Here is a 14,483-nt window from a genome sequence, read left to right as displayed (position 1 = left end):
AGATCAAATTCGCGAGGTATTTGCGCACTGTCGTTCCCGATATGCCTGGAAACGGCGCACGCGACCGGTTCATATCAGCTCATCTGGGCGACCGACCTTCGGAACATAAACAGGCTTGTCATTAACAGTGCCAAACCCAACACAGCCATCCAAACGAATTCCGGCCAGATCATTTCGATTCCAGCACCTTTGAAAACGATTGCTTGGCTGGCTGACATATAGTGGCGCGACGGCAGAAACAGCGTTCCGGTTTGCAGCCAGGCTGGCTGCCCTTCGACAGGTGTTTCCCCTCCGGACAGCATAAGCATTGGCAGGACAATCAGCATGACCAGAAGCGCAAACTGTGCCATCGAGCGCGCGATCGTTGCCAGAAAGACCCCAAGTGCTGTGGCTGTAAACAGAAAGAGCGCCGTTCCACAAAGAAACAGTGTTTTTGATCCGGCAATTCGAATGTCCAGCGAGCCCTGCATGACGAAGGCCAGCGATAACCCGGCAGCGATCAGGACAACGGCCGCATTGGCCCAGATTTTCGCCAAAGCGATGTCAAGCGGGGTTAAGGGCATGGCCAGCAGATGCTCAATTGTTCCGTGCTCTCTCTCCCTGATCATGGCAGCACCCGTCAGGATGGTCGTGAGCCACATGATCTGACCAATCAGCGCAACGATGCCTGCAAAACGCACCGTATCTCTGTTTTGGTTGAAGGCGCTTCTCAGAATGACATTGATTGAGGTTGGATCCATGAGATCTACACCGATTGCAAAGCGATGGATCTCGGCGCTCAGAATGTTGGTGATGTAGTTGGCGCCGATACCTGCCTGCTCCATGGCCGTGGCGTCTATCAGAACCTGAATCTCTGGCGTGCGCCTGGCACGCAGGTCTTTTTCGAACCCCGGCGGAATGGCGACAATAAAGATAAACCGCCCGGCATCCATATGCGTTGGGCCGGTCCCCGGTTCAATTTGCACGACCGGTTGAAACTCCGGCGGGAAAAACGCGGTGGCAAGTGTCCGCGACAATGGAGAGTTATCCTCATCTGCAAATGCGATCGAGGCGTTGTTCACCGAGCTTGCAACGCCTGTTGCCTCCATGATCGGAGCCAGCGTGAACGACCAGACCAGCAAGGCCATCATCACCCAATCGCGGCGCAGGCTCATCATTTCCTTAAGCCCTAGCCAGAATATGCAATAGAGGCGTTGCATTCACTTCTCCTGCGCACGGAGGCAAAGAGCGGCGATTAGTGTCAGCACCGGCCCGAAACAGGCAAGCGCCAGAATGTCCGGCGCAAGAGATTCCCAACCCAAGCCCTTGGTGAACGCGCCGACGTTCAAATGAAGAAAGTAAGAAGACGGCCAGAGCGAGCCAATAACCTGAGCTCCCCCTTCCAATGTGGAAACAGGTTGCAATAGGCCCGAGAATTGGATGGTTGGCACAACCGAGGCGATGGCCGTCGCAAATGTCGCCGCCACCTGACTGGATGTCATTGTGGCGATCAGCAATCCGTAGGACGTCGTTGCCCAGACATACAATAACGCACCAACCGCCAGCGGAATGGGATCGCCTTTGAGCGGCACGCCGAAGACGAAAATGGTCATCGCTGCCAGCAGCAGAAAGTTCGCGAAAGCAATTGCAATGTAGGGGATTTGCTTGCCGATCAGGAATTCGAGCCGAGTTGTCGGCGTTACGTAGAAGTTCACCACAGATCCCAGCTCCCGCTCACGCGCGACACTGACCGCCGTCAAGACGGCCGGCAACATGATAAGCAGAATCGCCGGCATGGCCGGAGCCATTGCTGCAATGCTCTCAAAACTTTGATTGTAGCGAAATCGTGGTTCTATCCGGGCAATCTCGAAGTCACGTTGTCCGGTGTTACGGGCGTATTCATCCAGAAAGGTCTGATGCAGCCCCGCGACATATCCTTCAACCGTCTCGCCTTTGAACGGAATGGCACCATCGACTGTCGCGAGGACCTGTGTCGGCTCTCCTGTGCGCAGCTTACGGCCGAAGTCCGGTGGCAACTCTATGACCAGTGAAACGTCTCCGGCCTTTAGCCGGTTGCGCCCTTCCACGGCGCTGTTCAAGGGGGGCGTGGGTTTGAAGTAGGACGACCCCGCGAACTCAGTCGCATAAGCCCGGCTTTCAGGGCCCTGAGAAAGGTCCAGAACTGCAAAATCCAGCTCTTCAATGTCTAGCGTAATGCCAAAGCAGAAAACTAACATCAAAATGGCAGACCCAAGAAACGCAAAGGCAAGGCGAACAGGATCGCGCGCCACTTCGACGGCCTCGCGTCGTGTATAAGCCAGTGCACGCCCGACACTTCCGCCCACATGTTTTGAACTGGTTGTTACGTCAACTTTTGGCGCTGCAACCGGCGCTGGTTTTTCCGCCGCCTCTAGAATTGAGATGAAGGCCTCCTCAAGGCTGTCTGCACCTTCGGCGGCGATCAGTTCGGCTGGGGCGCCTTCGGCCAAGACCTGGCCTGCATGCATGAACGAAACCCGGTCACATCGTTCTGCCTCTGCCATGAAGTGGGTGGAGACAAAGATCGTTACCGCGTCTTTTCGCGACAATTCAACGAGCAATGCCCAAAACGTATCTCGTGCCTCGGGGTCCACCCCGGAGGTCGGCTCATCCAAAATCAGCACACGCGGGCGATGGATGATTGCAACTGCCAAAGATAGGCGCTGTTTGATCCCAAGGGGCAAAGTGGCCGCCAAGGTATCACGATGTGCCGCCAGTCCGAAGCGTTCCGTCAATTCCGCAATGCGCGCGTCACGGTCACGGATCGCAAAAATGCGGGCATGCAACTGCAGGTTCTGGTGCACCGACAATTCGCCGTATAATGAGAAAGCCTGGCTCATGTACCCAATATCGCGACGCACTTTTCGATCCCGGGCGTCAACGGGTTTGCCGAATAGCGATGCCTCACCTGAGCTGGCCGGCAGCAAACCGGTCAGCATCTTCATCGTCGTGGATTTGCCGCAGCCGTTTGATCCCAGAAACCCGAATATTTCTCCGCGATTGATTGAGAAGTCGACGTTGTTCACGGCGGTGAAATCGCCAAAGCGCCGTGTCAGCCCGCGAGCAGTGATCACCGGATCCGTGTCGATCTGTCGAACGATTGTTTGATCCGGCTCTGAACCAGACGCCCCATCGGCCCGCAAGCGTCGGTATGCGGTTTCGAAATCCTTGTCGTCGCGCTTCAATTCGGCGGGTTTGCCCTGAAAGATGACACGACCTGCGTCCATCGCAACGATCCGGTCAAAGCCTTCGGCCTCCTCCATATAGGCAGTCGACACCAGAACAGAGAGCTTAGGGTTTTCCGCTCGGATCGCTCCGATCAACGTCCAGAACTGTTGACGTGACAACGGATCGACACCGGTTGTCGGTTCATCCAGAACCAGGAGCTTAGGGTCATGAATCAATGCACAGCACAGGCCCAGCTTCTGTTTCATCCCGCCAGAGAGTTTGCCCATCAAGCGATCCTCAAAAGGCGCAAGCCCCGTCGCCGTTAGCAACGCGGCGATCCGTATATCACGTTCAACGTGCCCCTGGCCGAACAGCCCCGAGAAGAATTCCAAGTTTTCGCGTACCGACAGTTCTGAATAGAGGTTCCGACCCAAACCTTGCGGCATGAATGCGATCGCGGGACATATACGTCGACGATGAGCGGGTTCATCTATTGCACCGCCTAGAACGTTGATTGACCCGGATTGCAGTTTCTTTGCACCTGTGATCAAGCCAAGCAATGTGGACTTGCCCACACCATCCGGTCCAATGAAACCGACAAGCTGTCCGGTCGGAAGTTCCAAGGATACAGAGTTCAGCGCGATGTGTTTTCGATACCTGTGCGTAACACCGGCGATGCGAAATTCTGACGCGGCGGCCGCCAAATTCATTCGAACAGCTCTTGCGGGATGCGCTGTTCAAGCGCCTCGGGCCACGCGCTGGCAGGGTTGATCCGGATCACGGCAATCCCACGCAGGCCAGTTTTTACATGTTCAATCCGGCTTTCAACCAGGTCTTGGGGGATACGGACGCGGACGCGAAAGACCAGTTGTTCGCGTTCATCCAGGGTTTCGACCTGTTTGGGTGTGAACTGTGCCTCGGGAGAGACAAAGCTGACATATGCGGGCGTGGCGTACTCGGGCAAAGCGTCAAGCACGATGCGAGCCTCGGCGCCAATCGGCAACAGCCCGGCTTCGCGCGCTGGAAGAAATACTTCCATATACACGTTCTCAAGACTGAGAAGGGTCAGGATCGGCTCGCCCGATCCGACGACCTCGCCGGGTTCCGCCAATCGATAAAGGACACGCCCCGGCATTGGTGCCAGCAAGGTACTGTCTTCAATCTGCGCCTCAATCCGGCGCACTTCGGCCTCGGCAGCGGCAATCCGGCTTTCTGCGGTTGCAACACGGGCCTTGGCGGCACCCAACACAGCAGCAGCAACTTGATGGATGGTTTCGCGTTCTTCGAAAACCGTCTCAGAGATAGTGTTCCCGGTCAGCAACGCCGTTGCGCGTTCAAGCTCTTGCGCTGCCCTGCGCTGTTCACTCTGGCGTTGCAAAACCAAAGCCTCGGCTTCAGCTTTTGTTTGGCGCTCCAGCGCCACCTCAGCTTTTGCCCGATCCAGCGCAGCGGACAATTCATCTATGTCCATCTCGGCAAGAACATCACCTGCGGCAACCATGCCGCCCTCAGGTGCCAGAACCTTGGCAACGCGACCTGCGATTGTCGGTGCAATCTCAACCTGCTCGGCCTCAATCCGTCCATTTCCCTGAACGAAACCATTCGGCAATTGATTGCCGTTTTGGGAAATAACGGAATAAAAAACCGCGCCAGCGATCACGACGACTGCCAGAGCAAAAAAGATGGGCGAACTCTTCTTCATAGCTTTTGCCTGATCATTGAATTCGACGGTCAGTCTAGTACGTGTCTGGATCGGAGGCTTTGCGATGGATCAAGCGTTTCTAAGGTGCGCGTGTGCTATCGTGCCGATAGTCGAAACTCTGTTCCACGTTTGGGGATCGTCCGAAAGCCGGGTTCGTGCGCCCCGTGACTTGCAACGAGAGGAAGCAAAAAACGCGGATGATCCCGAGTAATTGTTTTTGGAGTGCTACAACATGACACGCGCAATGGTTTTCAAAGGTGTCGGCCGCGAGCTGAGACTGGAAGGCATCGAACTTCCAGCACCAGGCGCTCATGATATACAGATCCAGATTGAGGCCTGTGGTGTTTGTCGCACTGATCTGCACGTCGTCGATGGAGACCTCAAGCATCCTGAACTTCCACTGGTTCCCGGTCACGAAATTGTTGGACGAGTCCTGCGTAAGGGCGATGAAGTGACAGGCTTGGAAATCGGGCAGCGCGTCGGCGTGCCTTGGCTTGCGTCCACCTGTGGTCAGTGTCCTTATTGCCGAAGCGCACAGGAAAACCTGTGTGATGCGCCGATTTTCACTGGATACACACGAAACGGAGGATTTGCCGAAGCCTGCCTCGCGGATGCACGCTACGTCTTTGCGCTGCCAGAGGTCGCCGATCCGGTTGCACTGGCACCGTTGTTATGTGCCGGGCTTATAGGGTTCCGCTGTTTGCGAATGGCTGAAGATGCCAAGAACATTGGGTTCTATGGGTTTGGAGCCGCCGCGCATATCTTGGCGCAATTGGCCGTCTGGCAGGGTCGAAACGTCTATGCGCTGACCCGACCCGGCGATATCGAGGCACAGGAATTCGCGCGTGATCTGGGAGCAGTATGGGCGGGTGGGTCTGACGAACAACCACCAGCAGAACTGGATGCTGCGATCATTTTCGCGCCCGTCGGGTCCCTTGTGCCCAAAGCGCTGCGCGCCGTACGAAAGGGCGGCCGCGTGATTTGCGGTGGGATTCACATGAGCGACATCCCAAAATTTCCATACAGCGATCTGTGGGGGGAACGACATATCCTGTCTGTCGCAAACCTAACGCGCAAGGATGGTGAAGAGTTTTTCGCAATTGTCCAAACCGCAGGCATCCAGACACAGACGCAAAGATATTCACTAAGGGATGCCAACATAGCCCTCGCGGATCTGAGTGCTGGGCGGTTGCAAGGGGCAGCGGTTTTGGTTCCCTGACCAACGGCCCCAAGGTACTCTAAAATGCGACTACCCGCCCCATAAAGCTGACGACTTTCTTTCACCGCTCGTTTTTCGAACCGTGAGTCATCTCTCCAAATGGAAATCAATGGGTCCTGACCCTGAGTTCCCGGTTTAGCTTGTCGCCAACTCGGAATTTAACACAGGCGTAGGATCAGGTTGGTGTTCGATCAGCTTGCGGACCAGCTCAGCGCCGGGGCCATCACGTAATCTGCGAGTCAGTTGGATAATGCACGCCAAATACCTGTTCTGGGCGCAGGGCAGCCGTTGATTTGTTTGGCACGCGGCACAACAGCTTGAGGCGGCAATCCACATCAGATGGCCTGCCGGATTGGCAGGCCTTTTTTGAACTTTGCGCTGTCAGTCTTTCCCGCCGACGTTTTCTTCGAACGCAACCTTGAAGGCGGCCTGCTTCTCGGGGTTGGCCTCGGTTTGATACTTGGATTTCCATTCATCCATTGTCATGCCGTAGAAAATCTCGCGGGCTTCATCCTTGCCCAGCTCGATACCCTTTTCGTTCGCGGCTTCCTGATACCAGCGCGACAGGCAGTTGCGACAAAAACCGGCGAGGTTCATCATGTCGATGTTCTGAACGTCCGTGCGGTCTTCCATCAGGTGCTTTTGCAACCGGCGAAACGCGGCAGCCTGAAGTTCGATTTCGGTTTGCTTGTCCATGATGTGGCTCCGGATGGCGATTGTGTTGAATCTGACCTAACAACCCAGCAGTCCTGTTACAACAATCTGACCTGCACCAGTGCGTTTTCACATCAGTTTCAATGCCAGCCACGGTACGATGCAGAAGACCAGCGTCAGGATCTTGTAGTTTGCAAGGTACCTGAAATACGCGCGTTTCACATCGGGGCGTTCCATCTGAAACATCCTGCCGTGAATGCCTGCGATCCAATCCTGCAAGAGCAGAACCATCAGGGTGGTAAACAGAAGAACCGCGATATTGAGCACGGCCATCCAACCAAAAAAAGTCGTCAGAAGCTCTAGTGTCACGATGACCCCCTTTCCCTGTTCATATGGGGATCGAGAGGTTTTCTCACAATAGCGTGATGAACGTTAAAGCGCGTGTGAGACTTGCGGTCAAAGGTCGCTGGCTTCCAATGCATCTTGCAGCATAGGAGCCAATCGTTCGGCCCATTCCCTTTGCCCCGCATGGTCCGCGATCAAGTCGTTGCGCAGCTCGATCAGTGCGTTTGGGCGTCCGAACGCGGTACAGTGTTTGTCAATCGCATCCCCCGGCAAAACTCCGGAATACGGCTCGTTGACGCCAACACACAGATCATCCTCGGCCTGAAGTCTTGCGATCAGAGGTCGCGAGAACCGTTCGTCCAAGGTGTGCAGCACACCAATGTGCCATGGACGCGGTTCACGACCGCGCAGTTGGCGGGTGAAGGAATGCATCGAAATGATCACCGCATGGGGCAGGGCCGCCATTTGCGCCAGTGCCTCGTGATAGGGGCGGTAGCACATGTTCAGGCGACGTTCGCGTTCGTCATCATCTGCATGGCGATTGCCGGGGATGATTGAACCATCATAGAGTTTCATCAACAGCGTCGGATCGTCTTCACCCCGGTTTGGGTCGATTACCAACCGCGAGAAGTTGGCGGCGATCACCGGCGCGTTCAGGATCTCACCTAGATGTTTCGACGCCTCGTACGCGCCGACATCATAGGCGATGTGGCGTTCCATATCCTCGCGCGGCAAACCGAGGTCGCCGCCATTTACGTCTGGGGGAACAGTATTGGTTGCGTGGTCGCATGTGATCAGCCAGCGCGACGGGCGATCCGCACCGTGGACGAAAAACGGGGTGTATGTCATGAGCCTGTCATCTAGTTTGCCGCAGGTGTAGGGCAGTTGCTTTGAAAAGGGAATTGCGCAATAAGCATCGAAATGATGTTTGCGGTAACATTTTGCGGAAGCTGATCTGCAAACCTGAGATGACGTAAGGAGGTCTATGCTAATGCGACGCCTGAGAAATGTGAAAATCGTGGCGACGCTGGGGCCAGCGTCAAATGACTATGACACGATTCGTGCCCTGCACGAGGCTGGCGCAGATGTCTTTCGTCTGAACATGAGCCATGGCAGCCATGATGAGATCCGAGAACGGCACAAGATCATTCGACAGGTGGAAAAGGACCTGGACAGCCCGATTGCCATTCTGGCCGACCTTCAGGGGCCCAAGCTGCGCGTTGGTGTTTTTGCCAATGAGGCAGAGGATCTGGAAGAAGGCGCAGCTTTCCGTCTCGACCTCGACCCTGATGCTGGCGACATCAACCGGGTCTGCCTGCCGCATCCCGAGATCTTTGCGGCGCTGGAACCGGGCGCGCGCCTGCTCGTTAATGACGGCAAGATCCGTCTGACTGTTCAGGACTGCGGACAGGATTATGCAAATTGCACGGTTGAGGTGGGGGGCACGATCTCGAATCGCAAGGGCGTCAACGTTCCCGATGTGGTGCTGCCGCTGGCGGCTTTGTCGGCGAAAGATCGAGAGGATCTGGAGTTTGTCTGCCAACTGGGTGTCGACTGGTTGGCGCTGAGCTTCGTGCAGCGCGCCAAAGACGTTTTCGAGGCCCGCGCACTTGCTGACGGCCGCGCGGCGATCCTGTCCAAGATTGAAAAACCTGCCGCAGTTGAGGCGTTTGACGACATCCTTGATGCGTCGGACGGGATCATGGTGGCGCGAGGCGACCTGGGCGTGGAACTGCCTGTATCTGCCGTGCCTCCGATCCAGAAACGCCTGGTTCGAAAATGCCGTGGGGCGGCCAAACCCGTCATCGTTGCAACACAGATGCTGGAAAGCATGATCGAAAGCCCGATGCCGACCCGTGCCGAAGTGTCGGACGTTGCGACAGCGATCTACGAAGGTACGGATGCCATCATGCTCAGCGCGGAATCGGCAGCCGGTGCCTATCCGATCGAAGCCGTGCAGACGATGAACAAGGTTGCCATCGAAGTCGAAGCCGACCCGACATATACGCAGATCATCGCCGCCTCGCGTACCGCCAAGGGAACCACCGTTGCGGACGCGATCGTTGCCGCGGCGCGCGAAATAGCCGAGAAAACCGAAATCAAGGCGATCTGCTGTTTTACGCAAAGTGGCACGACAGCCGCATTGACCGCGCGCGAACGTCCCGGTGTTCCGATTATCGCAATGACGTCGCTGATGGGAACGGCGCGCAGACTTTGCCTGACCTGGGGTTGCAACTGCGTCATGACGCCCGAGCTCGAACGGTTCAAAAGCGCGGTAGTAAACGCGGCTCGCGCAGCCAGGGCAGGGGGCTTTGCAACCGAGACCGATCAGATTGTCGTCACTGCGGGCGTGCCGTTCAACGTGCCTGGCACGACCAACATTCTACGTGTGGCCCCGTGTGACGAGCGTCTGATCTACAGCACTGATCCCGAATAATCAGAAACCGGCTTCAGGTTTCCGGCACCCGTTGGCCAACAGGTTCTTTCACGGCTTCCATGACCGTGAAGGAGCTGGTTTGGTGAATTCCGGGCAGCTTGTTTATTTTCTCGCCCAGTATCATCCGGAAATGCGCAATATCGCGGGTGCGGACAGTCAGAAGATAATCAAACGACCCTGCCACCATCAGGCAGCTTTCGATTTCCGGCACATTGCGTACGGCCTCGTTGAACTTTTCCAGGGATTGTTCCGCGGTCGCGGTCAGCGACACCTGCACGACGGTCAGTAGGGCCAGCCCAATCCGTTCTTTGTCGACTATGGCGCTGTAGCCCTTGATATAGCCGTTCTTTTCCAGCCGTTTCACACGTTCAGAGCAGGGCGTATTCGTAAGGTTTACGCGCGCCGCAAGCTCAACTATTGAGAGCCGACCATTGGCCTCAAGCTCGTTCAGGATGCGTTGGTCGATATTATCCAATTCTCTGCTAATCAGTAATATTCCCTGTATTTTTAGCGTAAAACGACAAATTCCACTGAATATAGACCAAAAAAATCTCCAATTCCTAGTGAAAATTCCTGATACTTACCAAAGGGCGGTCTTATTGAAAGTTCCAAGTTCCGGCTGCCCTGTCGGGGGCACGGGCCCCGGCCAAATGAAAAAAAATGGAGGAACGACATGACAACAAAGATTGTCATAGGACTCGACGGGACAGAGACCGGTGAGCGCGTGATTGCCTTTGCAAAGGATTTGGCAAAGCTGATCGGGACGTGTGAATTGGTGGTCGCTTATGTGATCGAATGGTCCCCTTACACCTTTCAGACACCGGAAGAAAACGCACAGCGTCACAAACGAAGGGAAGAAGAGGTTGATCTGGCTACGTCGCGTATCGTGACACCTGCCGTTGAGGCCCTCAGAGAGGCTGGTTTTGAAGCGCAGGGTGTTGTTCGTCATGGCGATGTGGCGGAGACCTTGAACACCATTACAATGGAAATGGGCGGCTCGCAGATCGTTGTTGGCCGGTCTTCGGCGGACGGGATCAAGAAACGTATCTTCGGCAGCTCGACGCAAAACCTTGTGATGCATGCCGATGTTCCGGTCACGGTTGTGAACTGAAGGGAGGGACAAAATGAGAATGCTAAAACAACTCGGCGCCTCAACGGCCGCCGCTATTGTCGCTAGCCCTGCCTTTGCGCAAGACGCTCCGGGGCTTGATGAAAAAATCAACCAGGCTTTCGCTGACCTGACCGGTCCATTCGTTGGCTTCATCTTCGCGCCATTTCCCGGGACCAGCTTTCCGTGGATCGTGATGTGGCTGGTGATTGCTGCGACGGTCTTCACTCTGTACTTTGCTTTTGTGCAGATGCGGTTCTTCAGTCACGCAATCAGTCTTGTCAAAGGTGACTATTCCGACCCCAATGATGCGGGCGAGGTCAGCCACTTTCAGGCTCTGGCCACGGCGCTTTCGGGCACAGTCGGCCTGGGGAATATCGCGGGCGTCGCTGTTGCCGTCGGCATCGGCGGACCGGGCGCAACCTTCTGGATGATCCTGGCGGGTCTTCTGGGTATGGCGTCGAAATTCACCGAATGTACGCTGGGCGTGAAGTACCGCAACGAGTACGAAGATGGCACCGTTTCGGGTGGCCCGATGTACTATATGTCCAAGGGGTTCAACGAATTGGGTTTGCCGGGTGGCAAGATCCTTGCTGTTCTGTTCTCGATCTTCTGTATCCTTGGCGCGCTGGGCGGGGGCAACATGTTCCAGGCCAATCAGGCGCATCAGCAGATCGCGGGCATCGTCGGTGATTATCCTGGCTGGATCACAGGGCTGGTCTTCGCAGCGGTTGTTTTCATGGTCATCGTCGGAGGCCTGAAGTCTATCGCGCGAGTGACTGAGAAGGTCGTACCGTTCATGGGCGTTCTCTACGTTCTGACCGCTCTTGTCATCATCCTGATGAATGCGGATATGATCGGCTGGGCCTTTGGCCAGATCTTCGCCGGTGCCTTCACAGGTCTGGGTGTTGCAGGCGGCATGGTTGGCGCGCTGATCCAGGGCTTCAAACGTGCGGCGTTTTCGAACGAAGCGGGTGTTGGCTCGGCGGCGATTGCACACTCGGCTGTTCGGACCAAGGAGCCGATCACCGAAGGCTTCGTGTCGTTGCTGGAACCGTTTATCGATACCGTGGTGATCTGCACAATGACCGCTCTGGTCATCATCATCACCCAGCAATTGATCATCGATCCGGAAACCGGCAACTACATGCTGAATGAGGCCGGTACGGCGATTGCCACTGTTGACGGCAACTCGGGCGTCAGTCTGACTTCTGCCGCTTTCGGCAGCGCATTCAGTTTCTTCCCGTATATCCTGGCGGTTGCGGTGATTCTGTTTGCCTTCTCGACCATGATCAGTTGGTCCTACTATGGCCTCAAGGCCTGGACTTACCTGTTCGGTGAGGGCCACACCAAAGAGCTGATCTTCAAGGTCATCTTCTGTATCTTCGTCGTCATCGGGGCGGCGGCCAATCTTGGCCCAGTCATCGACTTCTCGGATGCAGCGATCTTTGCGATGGCGGTGGTCAACGTCTTTGCGCTCTACTTCCTGATGAAAGTGGTGCGTCAAGAGCTGGCCTCTTACTCTGAGCGATTGAAAACCGGTGAAATCCGCAAATTCGAGCACTAAACCCAATCACTGGGGCGGCCATTGTCGCCCCAGTGCCTGATCAGCCTGCAAAAAGCGCAGATTCTGATCCAAACCCCCTTGCCAGTATGACCGAACTTGCGTAAACGGCGCTTCTGATCGCGTGACCGGCCGAGATGGCATGCCGAGTCGCGTCTGAAACCGAACCCGGAAAAGGAGACGGAAATGCCTAAGATGAAGACAAAGTCGAGCGCCAAAAAGCGCTTTAAGGTGACTGCGACCGGTAAGGTCCTTGCTGGCCAGGCCGGCAAACGGCACGGCATGATCAAGCGGACCAAGAAATTCATCCGCGATGCCCGTGGCAACACCACCCTGTCCGCCCCCGACGCCAAGATCGTCAAGGGCTACATGCCCTACGACCGCTAAGAGGAGATTAAGACATGTCCCGCGTTAAAGGTGGAACCGTAACTCACGCCCGTCACAAGAAGGTTATCAAGGCCGCCAAAGGTTACTATGGCCGCCGCAAGAGCACCTTCAAGGTTGCCCGTCAGGCCGTTGACAAGGCGAACCAGTATGCAACCCGCGACCGTAAGAACCGCAAGCGCAACTTCCGCGCGCTGTGGATCCAGCGTATCAACGCTGCTGTCCGTTCGCATGACGAAGCACTGACATATTCCCGCTTCATCAACGGCCTGACATTGGCCGGTATCGAAGTGGACCGCAAAGTTCTGGCCGATCTGGCCGTGCACGAACCGGAAGCGTTCGGCGCGATCGTCGCCCAAGCCCAGGCCGCTCTGACTGCCTGATCCTCTGAAAAGAGACAGTGAAAGAAGGGCCGTCCCGTTTGGGACGGCCTTTTTTTGTTTGGGAAGTACTTAAGTCAGCTTAGAGCCCAAACGCACCAGATCTATGGGCACAAAGTCGGTAAATATCGATTGAGTTTTGTGTCGAGAATTTCGAAGCGCATCCGCTTTTTTGACCAGTTGTAGACCTCAGTTCGCTGGTCAGATGGAGCTACTAGGATGGCATGATAGTCCAGAATTACTGTGCCGGTCGGTCCCGTCCTGCTCGTCGCGACTTCAGGAAGACGCATTTCCCAAATGGAAATGAGTTCAGTGTCATATCGAGTTGGTTTGGGCACAAGAATACATGCCTCTTGTGTATCGCTAGCCGCCCCACGATGAACGTACATGCCTATTGCTGAAACCCAAGACCACGTTGCAAGAAGAAAGAGGACCAAGAAACCTCTTCGAGGGAACCACCGCGAGGTCCGCCTTGGTGTAATAATGTCAGCAAGCAATTGTAGATAGCCAGCAAACCCCACGACGAAAAACAAGGTGATTGCCCCATCAACTGGTGTACCTAAGGCCAACGCCGCAAAAGCGAGTAAAGCCCCGCCAATCAGAACGAGGACTGTGAGCACCGACAGTGCTCTAGCTGGCCACCGGTATTCCTTTAGTGGCTTTTGGACAAGAAGTACCGCGAGCCATCCAAGGGTACAGATTGCAATGGCCGAAAGCGCCCATCTATCCAGTGAGATTGGGAGCCAACTGCTATACCAGAAAATAAGCACAAAAAACGAAGATGCGGCTTTCAACTGAATTTATGCTCCAAGCTAATTTGCGCTGTATCACAACTATGGATTTAAATTCGTATCTCATCCGAGTGCGCTGTCCAAGGTCAGCTTTGTCCGCATAGCCGACATTGGAATTCCCAGCTTCATTGCGGCTTCAAAATACCAACACTCGCCCTATGACTACTTGCTACTGTCTTTCTTCACCAACTGCGCTGCAAAGGCTACGCCAGTCCCCGGACCAACATAAGTGACCATAATCACGTCATCCAGATAGACACCGTTGAAAATCCCAGCTGAAACGTCATCGCCCGATATCCCAGCCTCGGCCAGAACAAAGCGGGTGGGGTCGTCAAGGCTGAAGGTGCCCATAGCTTCTTCAACGATCCAGTCTTTGTCGCCGATGCGCCGCCAGCGGTTGGTGGCCGTGATCAGGTTGCCGTCCAGCTTTGTGACCTCCAGCTCCATCTCGGTTTGCAGCAGTCCTTTGTCGTGGTTCGGGTTCGATTTGGCGAAGGCCACCAGATAGGTACCATGCCACGTGCCGACGATCTGGGGGAAGCCGCTGTCGTCATCTGCACTGACCGGGGTTGCAAGGGCCAGAACAAGGGCGGCGGCAAGGGTGCGGAAAAGATTGAGTATCATGGGGTGATCTCCTGCGTAGAGGTGCGATCAGGCTACCCCAGTTCAGGAATTTGGCAAACTATCGCGGTAAAACAAAAAAAACCGGCGCA

General features: G+C 55.5%; 14 protein-coding genes. 6 read left to right on the top strand and 8 right to left on the bottom strand.

The features are described from left to right. Positions 1-74 precede the first annotated feature (74 nt). From AC2FFA_RS14435 to AC2FFA_RS14425, 3 genes are read right to left on the bottom strand one after another with little or no spacing between them, the layout of a single operon-like run. Positions 75-1,199 (bottom strand): ABC transporter permease, encoded by a 1,125-nt coding sequence (locus AC2FFA_RS14435; protein WP_496852113.1) that lies wholly within the window; start codon positions 1,197-1,199, stop codon positions 75-77. Further along, a complete protein-coding gene (gene rbbA / locus AC2FFA_RS14430; RefSeq protein ID WP_496852112.1) occupies positions 1,200-3,896 on the bottom strand; it encodes a ribosome-associated ATPase/putative transporter RbbA in 2,697 nt (898 codons plus the stop codon). It abuts the gene before it with no gap. Further along, on the bottom strand, positions 3,893-4,888 hold the full coding sequence (locus AC2FFA_RS14425; protein WP_496852111.1) for an HlyD family secretion protein: 996 nt from the start codon (positions 4,886-4,888) through the stop codon (positions 3,893-3,895). Before AC2FFA_RS14425 ends, rbbA begins: the two co-directional genes overlap by 4 nt. A 232-nt stretch (positions 4,889-5,120) precedes the next feature. Between AC2FFA_RS14425 and AC2FFA_RS14420 the strand changes: the two genes are divergently transcribed. After that, on the top strand, positions 5,121-6,107 hold the full coding sequence (locus AC2FFA_RS14420; protein WP_496852110.1) for a zinc-dependent alcohol dehydrogenase family protein: 987 nt from the start codon (positions 5,121-5,123) through the stop codon (positions 6,105-6,107). Between the two features lie 381 nt (positions 6,108-6,488). On the opposite strand, the gene AC2FFA_RS14415 is transcribed toward AC2FFA_RS14420, so the two are convergent. The 3 genes from AC2FFA_RS14415 to AC2FFA_RS14405 all read right to left on the bottom strand — a co-directional run bounded on the left by AC2FFA_RS14415 (position 6,489) and on the right by AC2FFA_RS14405 (position 7,955). Next, on the bottom strand, positions 6,489-6,803 hold the full coding sequence (locus tag AC2FFA_RS14415) for a DUF1244 domain-containing protein (RefSeq protein ID WP_496852109.1): 315 nt from the start codon (positions 6,801-6,803) through the stop codon (positions 6,489-6,491). A gap of 87 nt (positions 6,804-6,890) precedes the next feature. Then, positions 6,891-7,130: a DUF6868 family protein gene (locus AC2FFA_RS14410; protein WP_117869943.1), complete on the bottom strand. Its 240-nt coding sequence runs from the start codon at positions 7,128-7,130 to the stop codon at positions 6,891-6,893. Between the two features lie 87 nt (positions 7,131-7,217). After that, on the bottom strand, positions 7,218-7,955 hold the full coding sequence (locus AC2FFA_RS14405) for an N-formylglutamate amidohydrolase (protein WP_496852107.1): 738 nt from the start codon (positions 7,953-7,955) through the stop codon (positions 7,218-7,220). 142 nt (positions 7,956-8,097) lie between these two features. Here AC2FFA_RS14405 and pyk point away from each other — a divergent pair, with 142 nt between their 5' ends. Then, positions 8,098-9,543 (top strand): pyruvate kinase, encoded by a 1,446-nt coding sequence (gene pyk / locus AC2FFA_RS14400; protein WP_299900337.1) that lies wholly within the window; start codon positions 8,098-8,100, stop codon positions 9,541-9,543. A 13-nt stretch (positions 9,544-9,556) separates the two neighbouring features. On the opposite strand, the gene AC2FFA_RS14395 is transcribed toward pyk, so the two are convergent. Continuing rightward, complete coding sequence (locus AC2FFA_RS14395; RefSeq protein WP_254683713.1) at positions 9,557-10,018, bottom strand: Lrp/AsnC ligand binding domain-containing protein; 462 nt, start codon at positions 10,016-10,018, stop codon at positions 9,557-9,559. 198 nt (positions 10,019-10,216) lie between these two features. Here AC2FFA_RS14395 and AC2FFA_RS14390 point away from each other — a divergent pair, with 198 nt between their 5' ends. From AC2FFA_RS14390 to rplT, 4 genes are all read left to right on the top strand, one after another. Further along, positions 10,217-10,654 carry a universal stress protein gene (locus tag AC2FFA_RS14390; protein WP_117869939.1) on the top strand — a complete coding sequence of 146 codons (438 nt, stop codon included), beginning with the start codon at positions 10,217-10,219 and terminating at the stop codon, positions 10,652-10,654. Between the two features lie 13 nt (positions 10,655-10,667). Next, on the top strand, positions 10,668-12,218 hold the full coding sequence (locus AC2FFA_RS14385; RefSeq protein WP_496719577.1) for an alanine/glycine:cation symporter family protein: 1,551 nt from the start codon (positions 10,668-10,670) through the stop codon (positions 12,216-12,218). Between the two features lie 183 nt (positions 12,219-12,401). Then, entirely contained in the window at positions 12,402-12,602 is a 201-nt protein-coding gene (rpmI, locus tag AC2FFA_RS14380; RefSeq protein WP_010443552.1) for a 50S ribosomal protein L35, read from the top strand. 14 nt (positions 12,603-12,616) lie between these two features. Beyond that, on the top strand, positions 12,617-12,982 hold the full coding sequence (rplT, locus tag AC2FFA_RS14375) for a 50S ribosomal protein L20 (protein WP_074737047.1): 366 nt from the start codon (positions 12,617-12,619) through the stop codon (positions 12,980-12,982). Between the two features lie 950 nt (positions 12,983-13,932). On the opposite strand, the gene AC2FFA_RS14370 is transcribed toward rplT, so the two are convergent. Then, on the bottom strand, positions 13,933-14,394 hold the full coding sequence (locus AC2FFA_RS14370; protein WP_496852106.1) for a hypothetical protein: 462 nt from the start codon (positions 14,392-14,394) through the stop codon (positions 13,933-13,935). Between the last annotated feature and the right edge of the window lie 89 nt (positions 14,395-14,483).

It is taken from the genome of Ruegeria sp. YTSB088 (assembly GCF_059609825.1).
This window is presented reverse-complemented; position numbering and strand designations above follow the sequence as displayed.